This is a genomic window from Clostridium sp. 001 (assembly GCF_019056555.1).
Taxonomy (GTDB): Bacteria; Bacillota; Clostridia; order Clostridiales; family Clostridiaceae; genus Clostridium_B; species Clostridium_B ragsdalei.
In genome coordinates this window covers 2,925,260-2,948,677 of record NZ_CP020473.1, presented here as the reverse complement: position 1 = coordinate 2,948,677, position 23,418 = coordinate 2,925,260, and the positions used below count along the sequence as shown (strand labels likewise).

At 31.8% G+C, this 23,418-nt stretch carries 23 protein-coding genes; all 23 read right to left on the bottom strand.

The annotated features are described in order from the left end of the window. Positions 1 to 3: 3 nt before the first annotated feature. Entirely contained in the window at positions 4 to 732 is a 729-nt protein-coding gene (locus B5S50_RS13770) for a hypothetical protein (protein ID WP_217302125.1), read from the bottom strand. Beyond that, on the bottom strand, positions 732 to 1,880 hold the full coding sequence (locus tag B5S50_RS13765) for a hypothetical protein (protein WP_217302124.1): 1,149 nt from the start codon (positions 1,878 to 1,880) through the stop codon (positions 732 to 734). The genes B5S50_RS13770 and B5S50_RS13765 overlap by 1 nt, the downstream gene beginning before the upstream one ends. Continuing rightward, entirely contained in the window at positions 1,864 to 2,979 is a 1,116-nt protein-coding gene (locus tag B5S50_RS13760) for a glycosyltransferase family 1 protein (protein WP_217302123.1), read from the bottom strand. Before B5S50_RS13760 ends, B5S50_RS13765 begins: the two co-directional genes overlap by 17 nt. Before the next feature lie 77 nt (positions 2,980 to 3,056). Beyond that, positions 3,057 to 4,211, bottom strand: coding sequence for a beta 1-4 rhamnosyltransferase Cps2T (gene cps2T / locus B5S50_RS13755; RefSeq protein WP_065079893.1), 1,155 nt, complete (start codon positions 4,209 to 4,211; stop codon positions 3,057 to 3,059). Between the two features lie 40 nt (positions 4,212 to 4,251). Then, positions 4,252 to 4,875, bottom strand: coding sequence for a sugar transferase (locus tag B5S50_RS13750; protein ID WP_065079917.1), 624 nt, complete (start codon positions 4,873 to 4,875; stop codon positions 4,252 to 4,254). A gap of 566 nt (positions 4,876 to 5,441) precedes the next feature. Continuing rightward, positions 5,442 to 5,996 (bottom strand): hypothetical protein, encoded by a 555-nt coding sequence (locus B5S50_RS13745; RefSeq protein ID WP_217302122.1) that lies wholly within the window; start codon positions 5,994 to 5,996, stop codon positions 5,442 to 5,444. A 292-nt stretch (positions 5,997 to 6,288) separates the two neighbouring features. Beyond that, positions 6,289 to 6,546 carry a hypothetical protein gene (locus B5S50_RS13740; RefSeq protein ID WP_065079891.1) on the bottom strand — a complete coding sequence of 86 codons (258 nt, stop codon included), beginning with the start codon at positions 6,544 to 6,546 and terminating at the stop codon, positions 6,289 to 6,291. A 69-nt stretch (positions 6,547 to 6,615) separates the two neighbouring features. After that, positions 6,616 to 6,873 carry a type II toxin-antitoxin system Phd/YefM family antitoxin gene (locus tag B5S50_RS13735; protein WP_065079890.1) on the bottom strand — a complete coding sequence of 86 codons (258 nt, stop codon included), beginning with the start codon at positions 6,871 to 6,873 and terminating at the stop codon, positions 6,616 to 6,618. Positions 6,874 to 7,013: 140 nt separating this feature from the next. Beyond that, positions 7,014 to 8,393 (bottom strand): mannose-1-phosphate guanylyltransferase/mannose-6-phosphate isomerase, encoded by a 1,380-nt coding sequence (locus tag B5S50_RS13730; protein ID WP_217302121.1) that lies wholly within the window; start codon positions 8,391 to 8,393, stop codon positions 7,014 to 7,016. A gap of 250 nt (positions 8,394 to 8,643) precedes the next feature. Then, positions 8,644 to 10,158 carry a lipopolysaccharide biosynthesis protein gene (locus B5S50_RS13725; protein ID WP_217302120.1) on the bottom strand — a complete coding sequence of 505 codons (1,515 nt, stop codon included), beginning with the start codon at positions 10,156 to 10,158 and terminating at the stop codon, positions 8,644 to 8,646. A 22-nt stretch (positions 10,159 to 10,180) separates the two neighbouring features. Further along, the gene (locus B5S50_RS13720; protein WP_217303806.1) at positions 10,181 to 11,389 is read right to left on the bottom strand and encodes an FAD-dependent oxidoreductase; all 1,209 of its coding nucleotides are present in this window, start codon (positions 11,387 to 11,389) and stop codon (positions 10,181 to 10,183) included. A 5-nt stretch (positions 11,390 to 11,394) separates the two neighbouring features. Next, positions 11,395 to 12,291, bottom strand: coding sequence for a hypothetical protein (locus tag B5S50_RS13715; protein WP_217302119.1), 897 nt, complete (start codon positions 12,289 to 12,291; stop codon positions 11,395 to 11,397). A 287-nt stretch (positions 12,292 to 12,578) separates the two neighbouring features. Beyond that, positions 12,579 to 13,235, bottom strand: coding sequence for a CatB-related O-acetyltransferase (locus B5S50_RS21840; protein ID WP_302180669.1), 657 nt, complete (start codon positions 13,233 to 13,235; stop codon positions 12,579 to 12,581). Positions 13,236 to 13,249: 14 nt separating this feature from the next. After that, positions 13,250 to 14,524: a hypothetical protein gene (locus B5S50_RS13705; RefSeq protein ID WP_217302118.1), complete on the bottom strand. Its 1,275-nt coding sequence runs from the start codon at positions 14,522 to 14,524 to the stop codon at positions 13,250 to 13,252. Positions 14,525 to 14,537: 13 nt separating this feature from the next. Further along, positions 14,538 to 15,761 (bottom strand): glycosyltransferase, encoded by a 1,224-nt coding sequence (locus B5S50_RS13700; RefSeq protein WP_217302117.1) that lies wholly within the window; start codon positions 15,759 to 15,761, stop codon positions 14,538 to 14,540. Between the two features lie 51 nt (positions 15,762 to 15,812). Beyond that, a complete protein-coding gene (locus B5S50_RS13695; protein WP_217302116.1) occupies positions 15,813 to 16,391 on the bottom strand; it encodes a serine O-acetyltransferase in 579 nt (192 codons plus the stop codon). A 2-nt stretch (positions 16,392 to 16,393) separates the two neighbouring features. Continuing rightward, positions 16,394 to 17,194, bottom strand: a complete 801-nt coding sequence (locus B5S50_RS13690; RefSeq protein WP_217302115.1) for a glycosyltransferase family 2 protein — start codon at positions 17,192 to 17,194, stop codon at positions 16,394 to 16,396. Positions 17,195 to 17,211: 17 nt separating this feature from the next. Further along, positions 17,212 to 17,718: a DapH/DapD/GlmU-related protein gene (locus B5S50_RS13685; RefSeq protein WP_217302114.1), complete on the bottom strand. Its 507-nt coding sequence runs from the start codon at positions 17,716 to 17,718 to the stop codon at positions 17,212 to 17,214. Positions 17,719 to 17,760: 42 nt separating this feature from the next. After that, the gene (locus tag B5S50_RS13680) at positions 17,761 to 18,999 is read right to left on the bottom strand and encodes a glycosyltransferase family 4 protein (protein ID WP_217302113.1); all 1,239 of its coding nucleotides are present in this window, start codon (positions 18,997 to 18,999) and stop codon (positions 17,761 to 17,763) included. Continuing rightward, the gene (locus tag B5S50_RS13675; protein ID WP_217302112.1) at positions 18,993 to 20,306 is read right to left on the bottom strand and encodes a hypothetical protein; all 1,314 of its coding nucleotides are present in this window, start codon (positions 20,304 to 20,306) and stop codon (positions 18,993 to 18,995) included. The genes B5S50_RS13680 and B5S50_RS13675 overlap by 7 nt, the downstream gene beginning before the upstream one ends. Positions 20,307 to 20,319: 13 nt before the next feature. Then, positions 20,320 to 21,219: a hypothetical protein gene (locus B5S50_RS13670; RefSeq protein WP_217302111.1), complete on the bottom strand. Its 900-nt coding sequence runs from the start codon at positions 21,217 to 21,219 to the stop codon at positions 20,320 to 20,322. Further along, positions 21,216 to 22,415: a glycosyltransferase family 4 protein gene (locus B5S50_RS13665; protein WP_217302110.1), complete on the bottom strand. Its 1,200-nt coding sequence runs from the start codon at positions 22,413 to 22,415 to the stop codon at positions 21,216 to 21,218. Before B5S50_RS13665 ends, B5S50_RS13670 begins: the two co-directional genes overlap by 4 nt. 2 nt (positions 22,416 to 22,417) lie before the next feature. Further along, the gene (locus B5S50_RS13660; protein ID WP_368041484.1) at positions 22,418 to 23,242 is read right to left on the bottom strand and encodes a WecB/TagA/CpsF family glycosyltransferase; all 825 of its coding nucleotides are present in this window, start codon (positions 23,240 to 23,242) and stop codon (positions 22,418 to 22,420) included. Positions 23,243 to 23,418 lie beyond the last annotated feature (176 nt).

The following is a 23,418-nucleotide window of genomic DNA, read 5'->3' as shown; positions in this document are numbered from 1 at the left end:
CCATTAATCAATTATTTTTCTATATACCTTCTTATTATTAATAGTGCCTATTTCTTTGTAACCAATTTTTTCATTATTCAATTTTGATATCGGTTTTGCCGGAATACCACCTATTAAATATCCTTCACAGTTAATTGATTTAGTTAGTATACTGCCCATTCCTACAATATTATTACTATTTACTTTTAAACCAAAGTTAAATTTTACACCTGCCCCAATATATATATTATCCAGTAACTTGATTTGACCTTGAACCCTATTATTTCCCAGGTCAAATCCATGTGTCCAAAATTCAGTGCCATTACCTGCAATTGTGCACTTATCACCAATATAAATATCATCCGTTAAGTCAAAATAATGCTTGTTAACAATAGTACTAAAATTTCCTATAATAATATTGCCGCCGAATCCAACACCTACATTATCGTTGTGTAAAAATTTATTATCTCTTACGATTACTGTATTGTTTCCAATAATTATGCTCTTACAACTTTTGAAAAAATTATACTTTAATATTGTAGAATTTTCTTTTATTACTATTTTGTTACAATTCTTAATTAAATTAAAGTTTCCTATGATACTTCCCCTGCCCAATTCAAGGTAAACAGCATCAATATAAGAAAAACCAATTTTACAGCTTTTATCTATTTTGTAATTCAACAATTTATTGTATAAATATATCTTCAACCTATTTATTGGAATAAACATTAATAAGCAATTTTTAATTTTCATCATGACACCTCTGCTCTCTCTTTAGCACTATCACTTAATATTACTCCATAAATAATCCAATTAATTGGATTGGTAAAATATCCTCCTCCTATTTGATATAAAAATATGAATATTAATAGTGCATATTTAAAAGTATCATTATTAATATGTTTCCACATATAAACAAAAAGGTAACTCAGATAAAATAAAAACAATAATCCTCCTTCTGCTATTGCATACATAAAGGAGTTTGCTATTTTGCTTACTAATCCATATGAAAGCAGCATATATTCATAATAGTCCGTGTTTAGATTGCCAAAGCCAATTCCTAAAAGTGGATTAGACGCTAAACATGCTTTCATTCCATTAAATCCTTTAAATACTCTATAGTTAAAGGAAGAATCTGATCCGCTCATAATAGCTTGAAGCCTTAATACTATAGAACTGTGAAAATAGTTAATGAAAATAAAAATTATTGGAATCATACATAGGATTATATATATATATACAATTTTTCTTCCAACTGTAGATTTTTTTAAATTATCACGACTTAATATAAATATAACTGTAAATAAAACTAGTACAATTCCACCTAAACCGCCTGAATATGCCATAATTACTAAAAGGATAATTAAATATAATAAATTCTCATAGTCTATAAAAAGCTTCTCACAATTATTATTGTAAAATAATATAAATAATGCTAGCACTGCGGCATGAAATGATAATTCACTAGGCTCTATATATAAAAGTTTTAATCTGGTTGTAAGAAATTTATTAGTTAAATCATTAAATACCCAAAAAACATCTGTTTTCACAAATAAGCTGGTAACAAATAGTAACATCAATAGTAAAACAGCATATTTATATAGTTTAGTAACATTAATTCTGCTAAAATTATTTTTTACTGCATTTAATAAGTATAAACATAAGAACATCTTACCTACAGATGCTATTCCTTTTTCAACATTCAGGTCATGCAGCATAAGAATTTGGAGTATAAATATAATGATTATGGGCAGTAAAAATATAAATGTAGTCGATATATTACGATACCTAAAAAAAAGGATATCTTTCAATATCAATAACAAAGCCATTATATAAAAGAGGTCAAAATTACCCCCAAAAAATTGATGTGTAACAAATAAAATACTAAGTAACCATTCCATGGTATGCCTCCAATGTTATTTGGGCAGTTTTTTTCCAAGAAAAATCCAGTGATCTTTTTAATCCCAGTTCACTTAACTTATTAAGCATATCCTTATTATTTATTGTAGTAACAATTTTTTCTTCCATATCTTCCACATCCCATGGATTAAATAGCACTGCTGCATTTCCTGTTACTTCAGGTATAGAAGTAATATTTGAAGTAACAACAGGAGTTCCACATGACATTGCTTCTAAAGGCGGCAGTCCAAAGCCTTCGAATACAGAAGGATATACAAACAATTTGGCTGCATTATAAAGTAATGCTAAATCTTCTTCTGACACATAATCCGTAAAAATTATATCTCCCTTATACTTTGATTCATTGACAAACTTGAAAATATCGTTGAACAACCAGGCTTTTTTACCAACAACAACAAGTTTTTCATCAATCAATTTTTTGTTTCTCAAATTAATATAAACAGTAAACAATCTGCTCAAATTTTTTCTTGGCTGAAGATTTCCTACAGTTAAAAGAAATTCTCCATTAATATTGAATTTTTCCCTGGTTTGTATTAATAATTCATAATCCTTTATAACTTTATATTTTTCACTGGCCGCCAAATACGTAACAACAATTTTGTCAGAATCAATTCCATATTTATTGCTAATATCCTGCTTTGAAAAATTGGAAACAGTTAAAATTTTATCAGCCTGTTTTGCCAAAGCAGGTATCAAAATCTTATTCATCAATAAATTTTTTTTAGTAAAATACTCTGGATAATGTTCAAAAGAAATATCATGTATAGTACCTACAACCTTGCACTTTTTCTTTATTACCGGAAAATACTGCAAATGAAGTACATCAAGTTTATCCCTTTGTACGTAATCCGGTAAATACTTCATATATCTCTTAACTGCATTAGAAGTCTTAAAGCTTTTTATTTTAATATTATCTTCATTGTCAATATTAATAAGTGATGCTTTTTTTAAATCATTGAAATATAAATAAACTTCTTCATCTGTAATTAATTTAGCTATTTGTTCTATTAAATTTCTATAATATGTTTCATTACCCCCGGATTTATCCCCTATAACATGTGCATCAATTCCTATTCTCATAAGTGCCCCCTAATAAGGCATTTTCAAAGAAATAACTAGTCAATATGATGGCCTATTTTTTGTTTTCTTTCAAATGCCTAAATACCAAATAATTCTTCATAGTCGTTTACAATCTTATTCCATGAATAACTATTAATTATTCTATTTTTAGCATTTTCAGATAATTTATTAATGTTATTTATATCCAACTTCTCTATTTTTTTAATTAAGGTTGATAAGTCACCCCTACTTTTCTTAAAATAAATAGCTCCATCCCTGCCAACTTCCCTATTAAAATTAACATCTACAAGTAAGTTTAACTGAGTACTTGCTAAAGCTTCTAATAAAGAAGGGTTTGTTCCTCCTACTTCATGTCCGTGTATATAACCATAGGCATTTTCCCTGATTTTCTTAATTAACTCCTGATCATAAACTGTACCAACAAACTTTATACGTTTATCTTTATCAAAGTGGGTTTTTAATAATAACTCATCATAAAACTTATTTTTTTCAACATTTGTTATAATAACTAAATCTTTATCAGTTTTTGATGCCATAATTTCTCTAATCATAACTTCATAATTATTTTCAGGAACAAACCTTCCAACAATCAAATAGTATTGTTTAGATTTAATACTATTTTTATAAAACCAATTCAACAGCTTTGGATCATCATCTGATAAAGTTGATTTTTCGATATCTGCACCATAAGCTATAAATGTAGTATTAGGATTATATTCTTTATAATTTTCCTTTATATATTCTTCAATTCCAAGTGAATCACATATTAAAAAATCTGCGTGCCTCACCATTAGTCTTTCAGAATACTTCCAGTATGCCTTTACTGCTTTGTTCCACTTGCTCCTTTTCCATTCATGTCCATCAGGGTTAACATATACTTTAATGCCCTGCTTCTCTAACTTTTTTTTATAAAAAGCTAAAAAGGGACCTATTCTACAAGCTAGTATATAAATAATAGAATCTTTTAAATTATTTTTCTTTATATATTTTTCAGCCATTTTTAATGCTTTTATATCATATAGAACAGCCCTAGCACTTCCTATATTTTTTACTTTAACATTGAAGCATCGTGCATTATTATATTCAAACTCTTTTTCATCTTCTGCCAAACATGCTATATGATACTTAATATCAATATTTTTTTTATGAAAAGTAAGTTTATCAACAAATGTCTCAAAACCACCATATCTTGCAGGTATGCCTTTTGAACCTATAATAAAAATATTTTTCATTTTTCTGTATTCACCTCAGCAAATTTTATATTTTTAGTTCTTAGCTTGCATTTTTATCTCCAAAGAATACACCTAAAGTTTTAAATATTAACTTTATATCTAAAAACGTGCTCCTATCCTTTATATATTTCAAATCTAGTTCCATCCATTCATCAAAATCAATGCTGCTTCTGCCCATAACCTGCCAGTAACACGTAAGACCTGGCTTTGCTAAAAGTTTAATTTTTTGCTCGCAAGTAAACTTTGCAACTTCTTTCGGAAGATTAGGTCTCGGACCTACCAGTGACATTTCACCTTTTATCACATTAAACAACTGTGGAAGCTCATCAAGACTGGTTTTTCTTATAAACCTTCCCACTCTTGTAATCCTTGGATCTTGCTTTATTTTAAATATGGGTCCTGTCATCTCGTTCTTATGTTGAAGGTTGTCCAAAAGCTGTTCTGCATCGTGAATCATAGATCTAAACTTGTACATTTTGAAAAGTTTACCGTTTTTTCCCACTCTAGCCTGTGAAAATATAATAGGCCCTTTAGAATCAAACTTAATTGCAACTGCCACTACAAACATAATCGGAAAAAAGGCAATAATTCCAACAAAAGAGAAAATTATATCTATAATTCTCTTAAGTAAATGGTAGTCAGCACTTTTTTCATACTTTTCCATACTTTTCACCACTATTTCAATAGATTCGATTTGCAGCCCATTCAATGAAAAATCCCCACCTTTTTTAACTAATTAGGTCTACATAACCCCCTCATATATAATAATAATGTGATATTTGAGTATAAACAAGTTTAAAATATAAGCAGTTCTGTCAAGTTTAATGAAAAAATACTAAACTATGATTTTTTGTTAAATTGGGGTAGATATATACCGCAATTTGTCTAGAAAAGTATGTAATTTTAGGCAAAAAAAAAATAACCATCAACTTAGTAGGGTTTCTAAACAAAAAAATCAACCTATACTCCGGATATTTTTTACAACCTTCAGTTCATTAAATATTTTGATAAGTCTAAGAAAAAAATTCTAAAAAAGCTAAGAACTTTTGAAAACTCGTACCTCAAACAATTCAAAAGTCCTAAGCTTTTACGAATTTTTTTCTAAGACTTATATGCAAAATATTTAAAAGAACTTCATTATTGTAAAAATGTGCCTGCGTATAAGTTGATTTTTAAGTTAGAAAATACACACTAACTGATGGATGTTCCCAAAAATAAAAACAGGGTAAATTACTCTACCCTGCTTACTACTTTCTTAACATATTCAATGTCAATGTCATTTATATCTGCTATATATTCTACCGTGAGTCCTTTTTTATATTGTCTTAATATTAGCTGTCTAATTCCTTCTTCTTTTCCTTCTTCTATTCCTCTTTCTATTCCTCTTTCTATTCCTTTTTCTATTCCCTCTTCTATTCCTTCTTGTTTAAGTTTTTTATCCAATTCAAGCTTTTTCATCATATCAAGTAGAAATTCTCTATTATCTTCGCTCAATTTCACTCTTCCCATATTTTTATATCCCTCCAATATTTCATTTGGATTTACTTCTGCAAGTACATCCATTATTACCGCATACAGCGGATTCTTTATATTATCTATGTACTCTGCTATCCACTTTTTTATCAAATTTTTATTTTGATAGTCAGTTTGGAGTAATTTCAAATATTGTGATCCTTCATCGTCTAATTCTTTTGATACCAAGAGTTGTGTTTCTATGTCTGTATTCTTTATATAGTATATACCATTATCCACAGCTTCCACTATGGCTCCCTGTTCACTTTTCAAGTACTCTACCAATTTTCTGGGATATTTATTTGATGTTAATGTTACTGTCATTTCTTTTATATTTATCTTATTAGTTCCTTCCGATAATGCTTTGTAGAGATATGCATAGGCCTTTACTTTGCCTGATGGCTACCTACTATAACACTCCCACTTCTATCAAAGTGGGAGATAACAGTAGCTACGCCCCTAGATAATTCATCTAAACTTAGTGGGAAAAACAAATCTCTAAAAAGAAAGCGATTCACATTAAATCAAAGATTTGGTGATAATCGCTTTTCCCACTAAGTAAGATTCATTGATAGTAGTCATCTATTGATATATAATCTGTAGGTGACTTATATTCAAATATATTGTATTTTCTAAATATTTTCCCCAGAGATTTAGTTATTCTTATATCTTTCAGTTTCTTTATCACTAACACATCTATTCTCAAAGGTTCATCTGTCAACTGGTACTCTGTTACAAATTCCAAGTCTTCCCTATATTCTTTTAGTTCGAGCTGTATTGCCGCTGCAAAGGCTGGATGCCATTTTATTTTTTCATTTGCCAATCTTATCACTCTACCTTAGTTTTATTTATATTATTATATCATACTGTATTTATTTATAGAATACTCATTTTATAAACCTTTCTGTATATCATCAAATGCTTCTTTAAATGGTCTCACTTTTTTCTTTTCCAGCGCATCTACACCCTCATCAATCAATTTATACAATTGAAATTTGCCCACAAGTTTTTCATAAGTTTCAATGCTCATGACAGCTAAATCTCCCTTACCATTCTTAGTTATATAAACCGGTTCATTGTATTTGTGGCAAAATTCTGATATTTCTCTGTAATTGTTTCTTAAATCTGAACTTGGTCTTATCGATGGCATAACGTATACCTCCTAGTTATGATATCAATATTATATCATAACTAGATTTTTTAAATTGATCTTATTACCTATAAGTACGATGACTAAATTTATAAAGACTGCCAAAAATGATAGGACAATAAAAACTACTATAATCAAACTTATTTTCTTCCATAATCATCTTCAAATCTTACAATATCATCTTCCTCTAAATAATTACCCATCTGAACTTCAATAATCTCAAGAGGTATCTTCCCTGGATTCTCAAGCCTATGCTTTTGTCCAGGTTTTATAAAAATACTTTCTCCTGCAGGTACCAGCTTTTCTACATCATCTATTGTCATTTTAGCCATGCCTTTAACAACTATCCAATGCTCACTTCTATGATAATGCATCTGGTAGCTTAACTTCTTACCCTGGCTTACTTTAATTCTTTTAATTTTAAATGAATTCTTCTCTTCTTCTAGGACTTTGTAACTTCCCCAAGGCCTGTAATCTTGAACATGATATTCTACTCTACTGTCATTTTTTTCTTTTAAGGATTGTACAACTTTCTTTACCTTTTGTGACTGATCTTTTTTGCAAATAAGCAAAGCATCTCTATTATCCACTACAATCAAATCATTGACACCTACTGTTGTTACTAGCTTGCCTTTTTCTGAATATATGTAGTTGTCTTTTGAATCAATAAGTAGGTTATCCTCATCAGATATATTATTATTTTCATCCTTATCAAATACTTCATAAAAAGAATCAAAGCTGCCAAGATCATTCCATCCTATATCTACAGGTGCAACAGCAACATTTTTGCTTTTTTCCATAATGCCATAATCTATTGAAATTTTTTCATCTATTTTGCTAAAAGCTTCTTCTATGGTACTGCTGCTTTCAAAAGCGTTGTATATATTTGAATCATAGTGTTTTACTTCATTTATAAAAATATCAGTATTGAACATAAATATTCCTGCATTCCAATAGTAGCCTTCATCCACATAGGTCGCAGCAATTTCAGCTTCTGGTTTTTCTTTAAATTCTTTTACTTCGTAACCATTTAATTTTTTATTTCCCGGTGCAATATATCCATAGCCAGTGTTTGGATTATCCGGTTTAATGCCAAAGGTTATAATTGAATCTCTAGTTAATGGTTCTGAACTTTTAATAATGTTTGCAAATTCCTGACCTTTTGTAATCATATGGTCAGAAGGAAAAACAACTACCGTATCATTACCCTTTTTAGCTATTTCATGAACACCTGCATAAATTGCGGGTAAAGTATTTTTAGCTTCAGGTTCAACAATTATATTAGATTCATTATATTCACAGCCTAATTCTTCAACAGAACCCATAACTAAAAATTTATATTTTTCATTTGTTACTACATATATTTCATTTACATCTGCTAATAATAAACTTCTTTTAAAGGTTTCCTGGAACAAGGATGGTTTACTGCTCTGCAACTTAATAAATTGTTTGGGATATCTGTCACGACTAAGGGGCCATAACCTTGTCCCACTTCCACCTGCTAAAATTATTACTTTCATAATACTAGGCCTCCTTTTAAATTCAGTAAATCTCTATAATGCACACTTCTGATTTATACTTATGTTATTAAATTTTTAATTTTATATTCTGTTCATTGCAATAATAACTGTTGTTTACAATATTAAACCTCCAAAAAGTTTACTTAGTAACTAATCTAAAAATTCAAACCTGCCCTTACACCCACTCTTACAATAAAATTCATTGTATATTACAACATATACCTTAAGTAACTAATAAAATATATCTTCACTAGATCTTATCCTTATCTCTAGAGGTGTTGTAATGGAACCTGCGATTAATCTTTCTAGAAAATAGGTGACAAAATGAAACCATTTTTCGATAACTTATAACTTTGAAAAGTAAATTAATAATATTTATTTGCTTAGAAATATAAAGATATATAATATACATAGCTAAAATCACTAGTCCCTTTATTATAAAAGAAATAAGATTGCTAGTTATCGCTAATTTTGAAAAAGTAACATAACCTATTCCAGCAATCATAACCATTGCAATTAAATCGCCAATGAAATGTTTAGCAAATTTCCAAAATGATTTTTTTAAGCCTTTATTTATTAAAATATAAAATGTTATAATCATATTTAAATAATTAGCAATAGATACACATATTGCTACATTCCTAACTGAACCGCTGATAACTCCTATTATGATAAAAGTAATAGTTAAAATACCATTAATTAGACCAGCTTTAAAAAGTAGTTTAGTATTTCCTATACTTTGGTATATTGCACCAGTTGTTGACATCATAAGCATTGGCCAAACGCCTAAACTTAAGAATTTAAATAAAAGAATAGAATTTCTCCACTGATTCCCATACATTATTAAAATAATTTCAGACCCAGTACAAAAACACAATGGAGTAACAAAGGTACCTATTAAAGATAATAACTTACTAATATGAATATATTTGTCTAACAGTTTTTCTTGCTTGTCTTGATAATCTGATAAAATAGGATGTAATACTGGTGTAATAATTCCTGCCAAATTACTAACTGGATAACTCATCAAGCGATATCCTTTATCGTAATATGCCAACATATAATTTCCCATTATTTTGCCAACTAATAAATTGTCTAAATTTCTTTCAAAATAATTTACAAAGCTAAATAAAAATTGAAATACACTATATGATTTTATTTTTTGTATACTCTTTTTATCAAATTTAAATATTAACCTTGGTTTAGTGCTATGATAATTCCAAATAAAATTTGCAATAGAAAAAATCACAGATTGAAAAACTAAGGCATAATACTTTGCACCTAATAAAGCCATAATAATTGTCAATATATAAGATAAAACATTGACAATAACCATTCTAACTCCAACAAGTACAAACTTCTTATCTTTCATAAGTAAAGCATTTGGAACCATATTAAGTGTATTAAAAAAAATAGATATAGATAGAATACAACAAATAGGCTTATAAACACTATTTCCATACAAAATAGATATCGGTATAGATAAACCACAAAAGGATATAGCAAGAATTATACCAATACGTGCTGTTAATCCAAAAATAATTCCCAAATCACTACTTGTCAAATCTTTACGTTGAATTATTGCTGCACCAATCCCCATATCACACAATACAGCAAAAAAAGCAGTAAAAACAGTAACAATGGCCACAATACCATAATCTTCAGGTGATAATATTCTAGCTAATATAGCAGAAAACAAAATGCTCATAATAACACTTGAATATTTTGCTATTGCATTTATGATTGACGCTTTTTTTATTGACATTTCGTTCACGATTTTAGTCCTCTTATCCACTAAATTTATCTGCTAGTTCTATACCAAGTCCAACAGTAACATCCGAATTATAATGCTGATGTTCACCCCATCTGCCAAGTCCATAAACATTTTTACTTTTAGACCAGTCAAGTAATTTCTTCATAATTTGAGGTTTACCAATTGTATTAAGAGGATAGGCATACTTATTCATGTATTTAAAGTTAGTATTCTTTGTTTCCATATTAATTCTATCACTATTAGTTTCTGTCCAGTATCCTCTAGAATTGGCACAAAAATTATGTCTAACAAGAATTCGATGATAAGAAAACTTCGGGTCAGGATAATAAATCCACTGAGCAGTTGTATCCAAATTCTCTCCAAAGTATTCCGTCTGAATAGAACTAAATTTCAGCTTTTTAATGCTCTCCTGGATTGTTTTTGGCATGCCAATTATTTCATAAAACTCCATCCATGGAATAGTTGTAATAATTACATCGGCAGTATATTTATCACCATCCGTAGAGGTAATAGTCCTTGTGTTAAAGTTAATACCATTAATACATGTATTATACTTGATATTATCTTTAATAGCATCTGACATACGAAGCCACAGTTCACCATATCCATAGTTTTTTGGATAATAAAACTGAGTATGACCAGGTTGCTTACCATAAGCATGTTTTGTTAAACAACTAAGAAGCGTTTCTTCAAAAGACACATTTGGTAGCTTATCCAACCAATATGTACCTAATTCATTAAGTTCTTTTCCAAACATCTTCTGGTTGTATGGAATCATGTAATCATCAGCTATTTTGTTACCAAGCTTCCAATAAATCCAGTCCACAAAATCTTTTGGCATTGGTGTTCCAATGTTACAACCAGCTACTGCAATAGTTTTTAAATACTCAACCTGATCTTCTAATTTCATCTGCCATATATTTGCTTCAATTGGGCTATTAATCATATTATCATTAATACTTATACGGCTATCACGATTATACATATTCCATTCACTTTTTCCCATATATTGAAATAAGAATTCATTAACTTTCGGTCTTCTAACGTCAAGAAAGTGGCCACCACCGATATCGAATGATGAACCATCAACAACAGTAGAACGACAAAGACCACCTGCAGTTTCTTCTCTTTCTAATATCAAGAAGGAGGTCTCTCCTAATACTTTTAATTTATTTGCAAAAGCTAATCCAGCAGGACCGGCTCCGAGTATTAAATATTTCATTATTATTATTCCTTCCATTTTGATAATTTTATTGGATGCAAATATGCATATTCTTCAGGCCAATAATCCGTCATAGAGTATATTCTGTAATCGCATTGTTTAGAAAATTCTTTCACTGTATCAGTAATCCACCATAGTTTTGGGGTTTTCAAATTAACATTTGTAGACGTTTTTAAATGATCCTTACTTACTGTAAACATTATGGCAGTCGGTATTGATATTTCTACAAAAAGCCTCATCGCGGCAAAGGTACCTGATAATCTACAAAACTCCTTATATATGTCATTTGGTAAAATGATGAAATCACTATAACCCGTTACTAATGGATAATCTAATCTAATAGGTAAAGTAAATCGATAAATCAAATCTTTAATCTTAGCATGCAATCTTTTTATCGGAACCTTTGTATATTTTAAATGATTTAATGAAAAATCATTGAACCCATATGCTTGTGCCAATTTTTGAGCTTCTTCTTTACTAGGTATCTCATCCTTATAACTTGTTCCATCCTGTTTAAAGGCCCTATCGGCATCAATAAACCTTTCTCTATACCAGTAATAAGTTTTATTTAGAGGAGTTAAAGACTCAATAAATGCATCACCATTATCCATGCCAAATTTGTCTAAAATATTATCCTCATTAAGTGCCGGATTCAAAATTAAGTCATCCCCTATAATTAAGTAATGAGAATATTTCTTATTTGCAATCTTATCATATGATTGTGCTAAATAACCTTGAAATTGATAAGAAGATTCATATACTGGTACCACATCTTCGCGAGTGCCATTATAAAAAGGAACCAAATAATAAATATTATTGAATCTATTTCTATATAATTTATCAAGTTTTTCCAAATTGCTATCATACCTATGATTAAAAATAACGATTAAGCAAACACTCATTAATATATCCTCCATTTTTCATGCAGTATTCTCTTTATAAAATAGTTCATCTTTTCTTTTATTACATAAACAAATTCCTGAAGAATTTTCATGTATTCGCCTTCCGAAATAGACTGGTTCAATTTAATCCGTTTCCTCCAACCTGAGGTTTTCAGCATCATTCAATGAATATGTTAAAAATTAGAAACTGCCAATAAATAAATTGGAATACAATCTTTCTTTTCCTCAACCGGTATAATTGTGATATATTTTTTCACATATTTTGCCAAGTCTTATTTCAACTATCATCAAATCAATTTTCCTACCACTTCAGATGTTATCTTATTCTCATGAAAAGCCTTAATATTAGACTGTATCCACTCTTTATCATGGTTCCACCATGCCAACGTACACAATTTTTCGATTGTGTCATCATCAAAGCGTTTACGAATTACTTTAGCAGGAATTCCACCAACAATAGCATACGGCGGTACATCTTTAGTGACTACTGCCCCAGCTGCAATAACTGCACCATCTCCAACTTTTACTCCCTGTAAAATAATAGCATTATTACCAATCCAAACATCATTTCCAATTTCAACTATTTGTATAGGCTTGAACTCACTGAGATCCCTAATATGAAATACTAGGTTATTCAGAGGGAACGTACTTATTTTAGTCAGCCAATGTTCTCCTGGCCCTATCGACACGTTATTTCCAATAGAGCAATACTTGCCAATTCTACACGCATATAGATACCCAGAATTAATGTAGCTATAATCACCAATTTGAAATGGTGCTTCCTTATCAGAAAACACGCATCCACTTCCTATCCTTACTTCTGTTCCTATTCCCATCATTTGGCGCTGTGAAATATCATAAGCTTGAATATAGCAAGAATGCTCATGATTATACCTTTTCACCCTAATCACAGAAATAAACATTCTAATTAACCTTGTTATCATTTTTCACCTCGAACTTAACTTGGATACAACCCAAACAAGTTAAAATAAAAGCTCACATTTGCAACAAACATCATAATTGTAAATTTTAGTAATACAGTTCCTGTTCCAGTTGCGTAATACAAAGATTTATAACATCCTGTCTCTTGCATTTTATAAGCTATGGCTGCCATAATAACAATTATCCAAATCTGTATTAAAATAGCAAACCGTAAATAAAGCCAATAATACATATTGGACCCTATAGTTAGACATGTAGCCATTAATAAAAACGTTATAATATCTGAATTAACTTCGCCAACCTCGAACGTATTTATTCTTTTGCGGACAATTCTAATTTTTCCTGATTTAATTGAAAAGGCTTTTTTAGTTATTCCAATATGGCCTGATTTTCCATAGAACCGATAAAAATAATATATAGATAAAGCTGAAAATATAAGTAATCCTATATTTGATATAATCATCTTCATATAATATGGATTCACAACGACATTCGTGCTTGTATCACCATTTTCAGTATATACCGCTATTTTCCAAAGAATAGAATTAACAATCGGTATATTGATAAATTTCCCTAGATAAACCATACCTACATTCAGGAAATTACTCCAAAACAACATAATACCGGAAATTGTTATCTTTACTTTATTGCTTGGTATAAATAAAATTAACCGTAAAATAAGGATGACATATGCACTTTGGTGAATCATACCACATAAGACATAACCTATTAAGCTCAATATCTTGTTCTTATTCTCCATTAAATCTTCATAGAGCACATAAAGTGCAATTGTAAATGCCAGCTGATTTCTAATTCCTGACATCATCCAACGCAGCTCTCTCAAGAATAACATAGTTATAAATAGAATCACAAAATTTCTATTTGACAAGTTAAAATGACGTCTAAGCCTATTCAACAATTTAAATTCCAAGTAGAATTGGAATCCTACAACAGTAGCCGGGAATATATTGTATACTGGAAGATGCGCAAAAATATAGTATATCAACTGTGACACATATATACCATTAAACTTACTAGATGTAACTGTGCCTACCACATTACTCTCAAAAAAATGAGCATTCTGTTCAAAAAAAGCCCACCCCATTTCCCTAATACCATCAAGACACGCATATTCTCGTGTTAAATCATCTGATGAAAGTGGCTGATATGCAAAAGATAGTATTGCTAAAATAAATATAATAAATAGTTCAGCTGCTTTTATCTGCCTTCGCTGAATTCCAATCATAAAAACACATATACACACTAAGTAAGTAACTCCTGTTTCAATCACTATTCATGATGCCTCACTTCCTCTGATAAAATTCATAATACTTTCTGCCAATACTGGTCATCGAAAAATTAGCCAAAACATAATTTCTGCATTCATTCTTCATACTAGTATTCAAACAATAATCCATTCCATATGCCAAGTCTTCTGCCGAAAATGGGGTTGCCAAATACCCATTCTTTTTATGCACAATCATATCGGGCATTCCTCCAATCTCAAAAGCTACAACCGGCGTTCCACAAGCAAGTGATTCCATGACTGCATTTGAAAGGTTTTCTTGTTTTGATGGTGCAACAAAGACATCTGCCAATGAGTAAAGTTGTGCAAGTTTTTCATCTGAAATAACCCTTCCCACGCCTATCATTTCAAAGCCATCAACCGTATCACCTACCTTGGAACTATTACCAAATACTATCGACAAATATTTATCTCTATCTAAAAACGCTAATGCGTCTTTCAAATATTCAAATCCTTTTCGTGGATCAGAATCAGCTGATGCTGCCCCAAATAATATGATCTTTTTATTGGTATTAATGCAATATTCATTTAAAGCCGATTGTTTGTTCAGAGGTTTAAAAACGTCTGTATCAATCGTATTTGAAATTGCTACTACATTCTTTTCATTAACAAGTTCACTTTTCTTAGCTGAATCAGCAATCCAGTTACTGCATCCCACGAATGCTATGTTCCCACTATCATACCCCTTCTTCTTAATCTCATATTGTTTCCTTATAAAAGTCTCAATTTTGATATTTGACTTGGCCAATGGGCATTTTTTACATCCATCAGCAAACTGTCCGCATCCAGAATCATAGTAGCATCCTGCTGTAAATGGAAACATATCATGCATCGTCCAAACTATTTTCTTTCCGCTTAACAGCAGTTTTCTTAAAGTTCTATGACTCAGCATACCATCATTTATCCAATGTAAATTAATCACATCAGCACTTTTTACAATGTCAAGTTTTAATAAATCCAAACCGAATCTTGCTTCGTAAAATACTCCTGTCAAATTATATTTATTGATATGCATATTGTTAATCTTGCGAATTACTTTAAATGCATTCCAAACGCTTCTGTTCTTAATACAGGGTGCTATACCTCTATTATTACTATTCGTACTCTTATGTAAAACTAAAACAACCGAATCCACCTCATTTAGTGTTAGGGCGTTACTAATTCTTATAGCAGCTCTTGCAGCTCCTCCTGTATCATTAGCAACTATATGAACAACCTTCATTGCATCCTCCATTTCATATATCAATTGTTAAGCTAAAAATACTATTTCTCTCTAAAAATTTAATGTATTAACAACATAACCTTCAACAGCACTTTCTTTTCTTATCACTTTCCCCGGATTTCCGATTACAATACTGTTATCTGGTACATCAAAATTAACAAATGCACCAGGTGCTATTAATACATCATTTCCTACTATAATATTACCTACAACAATTGCATTAGAACCTATCCATACACGGTCACCAATTATAGGATTACCTTTGCGAATTCCCCTACGCTCATAACCTATTGTGACACCTTGTAGTATTTCTACATCTTTTCCTATAGTTACTTTGCTGTTAATAGCAATGCCGCCAACATGGCGTACAATAAAACCGGGTCCTATAACAGCTTTGGACCCAATATCAACACCATATTTCGTTATATAATGTTCATACAATGCACGATAGAATAAGAACTTTACTTTATTATTGCGAGTCATCTCACATTTCCGTTTTAAGTATACTATTCTATACTTTGACACCATAATCCACTTCATAAATGTTCTAATATCAGTTTTTCCTGTCCATCTATATAAATCGTACAAATACGGCTTCTTTTTACATTTTTCTTCGATTACAGTACGCATTTTTATCCTCTACTTTTTACGTTTTGAATTATTTTATAAAATGCAGGAACTTTCTTAATAGTATTCTTAATTTTTACCATTATATAGCTTCTGCCAAAGATAAACATAACTTTTAAACACGGTACACCATTTTCAATAGCAATCTGCTTTCCCTCATAAATAACGCCTTTTAGATTTTTATCGCTCACACCACCAGCGGATACACTTGCTAATATTTTATCAACATATAAAAACTTTGCCCCCATCTTTTGCATTCGGGCAAGTAATTCTTTATCCATGCAATATCTAAATTCTGTGCGAAATCCACCATATTTCTCATAAGCACTTTTCTTTACATATGCTGCTGGATGTAATATTTTCATACATATATTAAGATCTCTTAAATCAACAGTAGATTTCCTGATATATGTAACATTCTTTTCCTTATCTTCCCAACGGCAATTTCCATACAACACATCCACATCTTCTGGAAATTTCTCGGCTATATAAACAAGTGCTCCTTCTTCTATGGTATCATCCGAATTGGTAATTCCTATAATCACGCCTGTAGACAAACTAATACCTTTATTAAATGCATCACTAATTCCATTGTCTGGTTCCGAGATGAACTTAACCTCAATACCTTCACTTTCTAATTGTGGAATATATGTTTTAATAATGGAAACCGTTTGATCTTTTGAACATCCATCGATAAAAACATATTCTAGTGGCCTATACTTCTGCTTCAGAATGGACTTTATTGTCTTTTCAATTGATTTTTCTGAATTATAAGTAATTGTAATAATTGATATTTTTATACCCATCCTGACTCTCCTTCACTTTAATTTCTAATCCTAACTACTCTACCTTTTGCACCACAGAATACAGAATTTTCAGGAACATTTTCAGTCACTACTGTATTAGCTCCAATAATGCTGTTATTCCCTATGGTTACACCCGGAAGGATAATGGACCTTGCACCGATCCATACATTATTACCGATTTTTACTGGACAATATTTCTTTTCGCCTTGTTTATTGATTGGCACCGCTAAATCTTTATATTCATGAGAACACGTATAAATGATGACATCTGGCCCCATCGTCACATCATTGCCAATTACGATATCATTATCCATAATGCAGTTTATTCCAATTTGCGAGTTATCACCTATTCTTATTTTTGCGCCATTACCAAAATATGCATTACGCTTAATTAAAACATTTTCGCCTATTGCTTCAAAGATCTGCTTACAGATAAAATATTTAAATTTATATGCAAATTGATATCCTGGAATTGGGTACTTAGGAAGGAACCGCCCTACTAAATAGTAAATAGCACATGCCACCCCCCGAAAAATTTTCGATGTATTGTTTTCTCTTATTATAAATCATCCCTCCAAAATTGAATCATATACCTTCATCATTACAGCAATGTTGTATTCCCAAGAATATACTTTTTCAACTCTTTTACGAGCTTCAACACCTTGCTGCCTAATTCTATTTCTATCAGCAGCATAATTTTTTATAGCATCAACTATATCGACCTTAATTTTCTGATAAGATGTAACATCAACTAATGTTCCAGTCTCATTTGTAACCATTTCCCCTGCACCATGATGGTTTAAAGTGATTACCGGCAGGCCATGTGACATAGCCTCTAAAACAACATTACCAGAAGTGTCTCTTATACTTGTAAAAATGAAAATATCAGCTTTATCATAATGGTTGTTTACATCTTGATAACTTAATGCCCCTGCAAAATGTACATAGTCTTGAATGTTATATTTTTTGACAAGTTTCTCGCAGTCGTTCCAATCCTCACCATTTCCAATTATTTCGAGCTCAAATTTTCTGAAGTTGGATTCCCCAAGAGCATCAATTAATACTTTAAGACCTTTTCTTGGCCATATTCCACCAACCCAGAGTAACTTAATATAATCTATATCTTCTTCGCTGTAGTCTTTAATGCTATTGCGGTCAAGATTATATGCTGTTTCCAGCAAACGAATATACTTCCTATTTTGCGGCATTATCTTTTCTGTTGATTGATCCGCTATTAAAATCGCAGTTGCATACTTAACTGCATTTTTAATATCAGTTGAAAACAGCAAATAGCATTTATTAATCAGATTGCGGAAACGTTCTTTCATTAAATTGCTCTTATGGAAATATGCTTTCTTAAACACAGGATTATAGAACTGGCCTCCTCCTATTGGCCCCCAAACAAATGGCTTTTCAAGCTTATATAATTTTCCCGGTGTCCTAAACTCATTAAATGTAATATGGTGAACTATATCTATATTTTCTTCGCTAATGATTTTCTTGGCGATAGGTAGAATTTCGCTTTGCCATTTTTTATAATAAAGAAAAATACCATTCGGTAATTTTTTTACTTTCTTCATCATTTTTGAACAGTCATGATAATAAAAAATAAGATGTTCCACCGAATGTTCTTTTAAATATTTTTCAATAGGATTCTTGTTGTTGGCTCTAGTAATTACATACACTTCATAGTGTTCAGCAAGATGAATAGCCCAATTCCACCCAACACCTGGTTCTGATCCCTTATTTGGCTCGCAAGCATATGCAGAAAGCAGTATTCTTGTTCTCTTTTCACCGGTTACCATTTTCTTCTTCCTCGCATAATATCATTACACTTTTTCAGCATTTTATTCACACAATCGTCAACTGTAGTATTTGTAGTATCAATAAATACCGCGTGTTTATTGGAACAAAATGCATTTTCAAGGCGTCTTTTTTGCTCATTGATTTCCTCAATAGTGATTTCGTATTTGCGTTTCAAAAGTATTTTACTATCACCAGTCAAAACAAAAATTGCATCTGGTTTTTTAATAAAATGTCCAAAGAATTTCAAGAAACCATCCGACAAATTCAAATTATAGCGTACTTTATCGATGGTATAATCATAATAATATCGTTCGACTAAAACTAAAGAACTCCTAATTTTTGCCTTTGTAATGATAGCATTACCAATAAGGAAATCCAAAAAATAGTATCCAAACTTAACTACTGAAACTATCTTTCCCGCTTTATGTTTCTTGCCATGTGGATGACTCGCATCAATTGGCTCAGCCCCTGACTTCATCTGAGATATATCCTTTAGAATCCTTACACGAGAATGATAGTGGTTAATTCTTCTAAAAGCCGTAATATACCGTTTCATAAGTTGATCTGAAATTGTAGTTTTACCGGCACCGTCAACACCAAGTAATACAATAAACAGGCCAGTCGGATGAAGAATTCGATCAATTTTACGTTTAGTATCAAATATTTTATAGTGCAGATTTGAAATGAAACCAGAGGTTTTTTTCAACAACTCCTGATGTGCTAACATTAAGTCAATAGAGTCATAATTGCTAGTTTCAATTTTTGCAACAATATCGTTTATTACTTTATTGCCAAGAAACCTAAGCAATGATTTTTTAATTGCCTCTTGATCTGAACCGCTCATATTTTTCCATAGAGTAGTCAACTGTTCTCTACTTCCATCTGAAAACTTCTTTTTTAATATTTTTTTGACTAAAATATATATAAATTGCGTTTGACAACTCGGAACATAAAAGTTTTTGTATTTCTGCCTATTTGATACCAATTCTTCAACCGACATCACAACACGTCCATTACGCTCATAGTGAGTGCAGAAATCAACTTGCAAGAATTCAATGTCATTTGAAATGACACAATCAGCTGCATAGTTTTCATGACGCCAATATTGGATTACTCGCCATCCGGTCCCATTTAAAGTTTTATCCAGTAAATCAATTGCATCTTGAATTTTTGCCACACTGATTGCCGTATCAATATCCGTGTCGAATTGTTCAGGTAGTTTGCGATAAGAATGCAAAATTACATAATCTACTTTTTGCTTTTCAAATAATTCATATATATGATTAAAAATTTCTTTACTGTTCATCTATTTTCCCTCATTATCCAAGTCTAAGCCTACCATATTCTTTAAGGAACAAACTCCTATCCATGTTGAACTCAGGCAAAAATTTTCTTATCATGCCAATTGCTCTGTCATATGCATCTGATAGACTTGCTCCGTTAAGCATGACATCAGATACAACTACATAATGCATCAAGTCAAATCCCTTCATTCTCATGCCACAATGCTCCCAATCGAACACCACATAGCCATCTTCCTTTTTCTTGATATTCCAAGGGGCAAAATCTCCGTGTGAAAACTCGTATTCCTGTCCACCAATCGTTTGCGGCGTTCCCGCAATTTCATGATATATACGAACGATATCTTCTGTCAATTCCGGTTCAACTTTATCGCCAACAAACTCTTTTGTTACCTGAATATTAAATGGGAATTGTTCGTCTCTGAGTTTGCTATCTAAAATTTTCGGAACAGCAAATGACGTGAAACTGTGCTTTTCACTCAAAAAAGCAATTTCAGCCCGCATCTCACTTTCAGTTGCATCATTTCCGATTTTTATGAAAACCGCCATCTTTTTTGTTCGAACGAAGCATTGTAGCACCAGTTTTTGCTTTCCACCGTAAGTTCCAATTATCATATTCCAGTCATCAGAGACTGTTTGTTGATATTGCTTTTCTATTTCAGAGTGAAGAATTGCCTTAACATAATACCCAAGGCCTACTACTTTCAAAACACTAAATGACAGGTAATTCAACATTTTCATCAGCAAGCTTAGCTTATTTGAATACGTAGCAATATTCTGGCTCAGTCTTTGTTTTCCGCCCTGCAAAGCAATCAAATAGCGAATCTCATCACCATTACATAGTGCAAAATGTGTCGCTGATTCCTTATTCACTTTTTCTATCTTAACTACCTGCTGTAAAATGCCTGAATTATTCATTGTAGTACCTTTCCCTCGCCCACAGATGCACTGTATATTTTCATTAAGTACTTATAGTTTTGTATTCTGGTATATTTCTGATCATAGATTTTCTTTGTTATACATTGAATATTCTTATAAGATGCAAGCCTATGTATTGCTTCTACCAGTTCATTCGGAGAGTCGCACTTAAACTTACAACCAGTTATGCCTTCCTTAATCAAACTCCCTGCATTTCCCAAATCAGAAGTGATTACCGGAGTTGCCACAGCAAACGCTTCTGCGATTGTCATGGGAAACCCCTCATACCACTGCGTTGGTAATATAAGAGCTTTCGAATTGGCAATAATTTTTCTGGATTCACTATTAGGTACAAACCCCTTCATTTCCACGCTTATCAAGCCATTCTCAATAATGTACTGTTTGCACCATTCTTCCATTGGCCCCGTACCACAGATCACAAGTTTCGGAGCTTCTTTTTCCATTTGGTTCCAAGCTTTAAGAAGGATATCAACACCTTTTAACTTGTCAATTCTTCCTGCAAACACAAACTGGTTTTCTCTACACTCATATGGGATAATTTCTTCACTACTCTCAACAAAATTTGGCTTCACAAATACTCGTTCTGGCCTGATCTGCTTCAATTTCAACAGCTTCTGCTTATTAAATTCTGTCAAACAGATATAATTCAGCTTTCCATAGATGCCAAGCATTCGATGAATTTTTGTGCTTATTACACAGGCAAGAGTCTGCATTTTACTTCCACGATAACAACTGTGTTTTACAGCACATTTCAATCCATTATTAATGCAATCCTCGCAAATATATCCGTCCCTATAAAACGTGGCTCCTGGGCAAAGTAATCGAAAATTATGCACAGTTTGAACCACTGGCTTTTTGCAGGAAAGAGCAGCGTAATATACAGACGGACTAATTAGGTTTAATGTGTTGTGAACATGCACAATATCAATCTGCTGCTCCCTGATTATCTTCTTTACCTCTCTATATGTCCTTATATTGAATACCGTTGTAAAAGGAAGTAACAACTTTTGAAATTTCGATAGTTCTTTTAGCTCAGAATTGTTTCTCGTATATAGAATTACTTTATGGCCATGTTTCTCTAACAATTTCCTTTCATTGGCAACAACCGTATCTTCTCCACCTGGAATTTGATAATAATTGTGGACAATAAGGATTTTTTGTTTTCCTTTTTCCACCCTCATTTCCCCCTTATCACAGCATTCCAGATAAACTTTGTGTTAGTGTGCCAATAGCGATTAAACAGTCTTCTCGGATCCTGAATCAAGCGATAGACCCATTCCAAATTGCTCTTTTGCATCCACTCTGGCGCTCTTTTCAGCTGTTCTGCATGGTATGCAAATCCAGCACCAACCCCCACCATCAAGCCATCAAGTTTTCCCTGATGGACTGCCATCCACTTTTCCTGCTTCGGAGCACCAAGCCCGATCCATATAAAATCGGGTTTTGTCTCGTTAATTTGCTTGATAACAGCTACATCTTCCTCTTCTGTTAGTGGATGGAACGGAGGGCTATACATTCCGGCAATTTGAATGCCTAGGTACTTCTTCGTAAGTTTTTGATATAGCGCTTTCAACGTTTCATCTGTAGAGCCATAGAAATAATGGCGATAGCCATTCTCTGTTGATATTTTGAATATCTCGCCCATCAGATTTGGCCCGGTAGTACGATGCATATTCTTATAACCACGCTTATTGCCCACAGAACTCAAAGGTCCACCATCTGGAATTGCCATAATGCCACCGTTTTGAACAGCACAGTATTCTGGATTCTCATACGCCGTTACTGTGGTATGAACGTTGGCTACAGTTATGTAATTGCCCTTTAACTCTTTAATATTAGCGTTCAAATAATCCAGAAGCCAATCCATGTCGATAGCAGCTATATTGACACCCATGATATTGCAGGTAGGGATTTTGCTTTTATCTACTTTTATCTTGTATTCAGTCTCTATCATCTTGGTGCCGCTTCCCTTTCCTACGTTTTCATATGTCGAAAGTTCCATACCTATATTACCCTTCTCCCTGAACTTTAGGAAAAAGGATAATACAATCTAAATAATTAAGAATCTATAACCAAAATAGCCACAGACAAATATCTCACCTGTCCCGATGTTCTTATCATCCAGTGTTGCAGTTAAATCCAATTCTTTTTCAGCCATGTGTTTTTCTATGTATTCAT

Bases quoted from the DNA above. Each gene is read 5' to 3' on its own strand.
- B5S50_RS13770 (WP_217302125.1), bottom strand. From the start codon at position 732: ATGAAAATTAAAAATTGCTTATTAATGTTTATTCCAATAAATAGGTTG.
- B5S50_RS13765 (WP_217302124.1), bottom strand. From the start codon at position 1,880: ATGGAATGGTTACTTAGTATTTTATTTGTTACACATCAATTTTTTGGG.
- B5S50_RS13760 (WP_217302123.1), bottom strand. From the start codon at position 2,979: ATGAGAATAGGAATTGATGCACATGTTATAGGGGATAAATCCGGGGGT.
- cps2T (WP_065079893.1), bottom strand. From the start codon at position 4,211: ATGAAAAATATTTTTATTATAGGTTCAAAAGGCATACCTGCAAGATAT.
- B5S50_RS13750 (WP_065079917.1), bottom strand. From the start codon at position 4,875: ATGGAAAAGTATGAAAAAAGTGCTGACTACCATTTACTTAAGAGAATT.
- B5S50_RS13735 (WP_065079890.1), bottom strand. From the start codon at position 6,873: ATGCCATCGATAAGACCAAGTTCAGATTTAAGAAACAATTACAGAGAA.
- B5S50_RS13730 (WP_217302121.1), bottom strand. From the start codon at position 8,393: ATGAAAGTAATAATTTTAGCAGGTGGAAGTGGGACAAGGTTATGGCCC.
- B5S50_RS13725 (WP_217302120.1), bottom strand. From the start codon at position 10,158: ATGTCAATAAAAAAAGCGTCAATCATAAATGCAATAGCAAAATATTCA.
- B5S50_RS13720 (WP_217303806.1), bottom strand. From the start codon at position 11,389: ATGAAATATTTAATACTCGGAGCCGGTCCTGCTGGATTAGCTTTTGCA.
- B5S50_RS13715 (WP_217302119.1), bottom strand. From the start codon at position 12,291: ATGAGTGTTTGCTTAATCGTTATTTTTAATCATAGGTATGATAGCAAT.
- B5S50_RS21840 (WP_302180669.1), bottom strand. From the start codon at position 13,235: ATGATAACAAGGTTAATTAGAATGTTTATTTCTGTGATTAGGGTGAAA.
- B5S50_RS13700 (WP_217302117.1), bottom strand. From the start codon at position 15,761: ATGAAGGTTGTTCATATAGTTGCTAATGATACAGGAGGAGCTGCAAGA.
- B5S50_RS13695 (WP_217302116.1), bottom strand. From the start codon at position 16,391: ATGCGTACTGTAATCGAAGAAAAATGTAAAAAGAAGCCGTATTTGTAC.
- B5S50_RS13690 (WP_217302115.1), bottom strand. From the start codon at position 17,194: ATGGGTATAAAAATATCAATTATTACAATTACTTATAATTCAGAAAAA.
- B5S50_RS13680 (WP_217302113.1), bottom strand. From the start codon at position 18,999: ATGGTAACCGGTGAAAAGAGAACAAGAATACTGCTTTCTGCATATGCT.
- B5S50_RS13675 (WP_217302112.1), bottom strand. From the start codon at position 20,306: ATGAACAGTAAAGAAATTTTTAATCATATATATGAATTATTTGAAAAG.
- B5S50_RS13670 (WP_217302111.1), bottom strand. From the start codon at position 21,219: ATGAATAATTCAGGCATTTTACAGCAGGTAGTTAAGATAGAAAAAGTG.
- B5S50_RS13660 (WP_368041484.1), bottom strand. From the start codon at position 23,242: ATGGAACTTTCGACATATGAAAACGTAGGAAAGGGAAGCGGCACCAAG.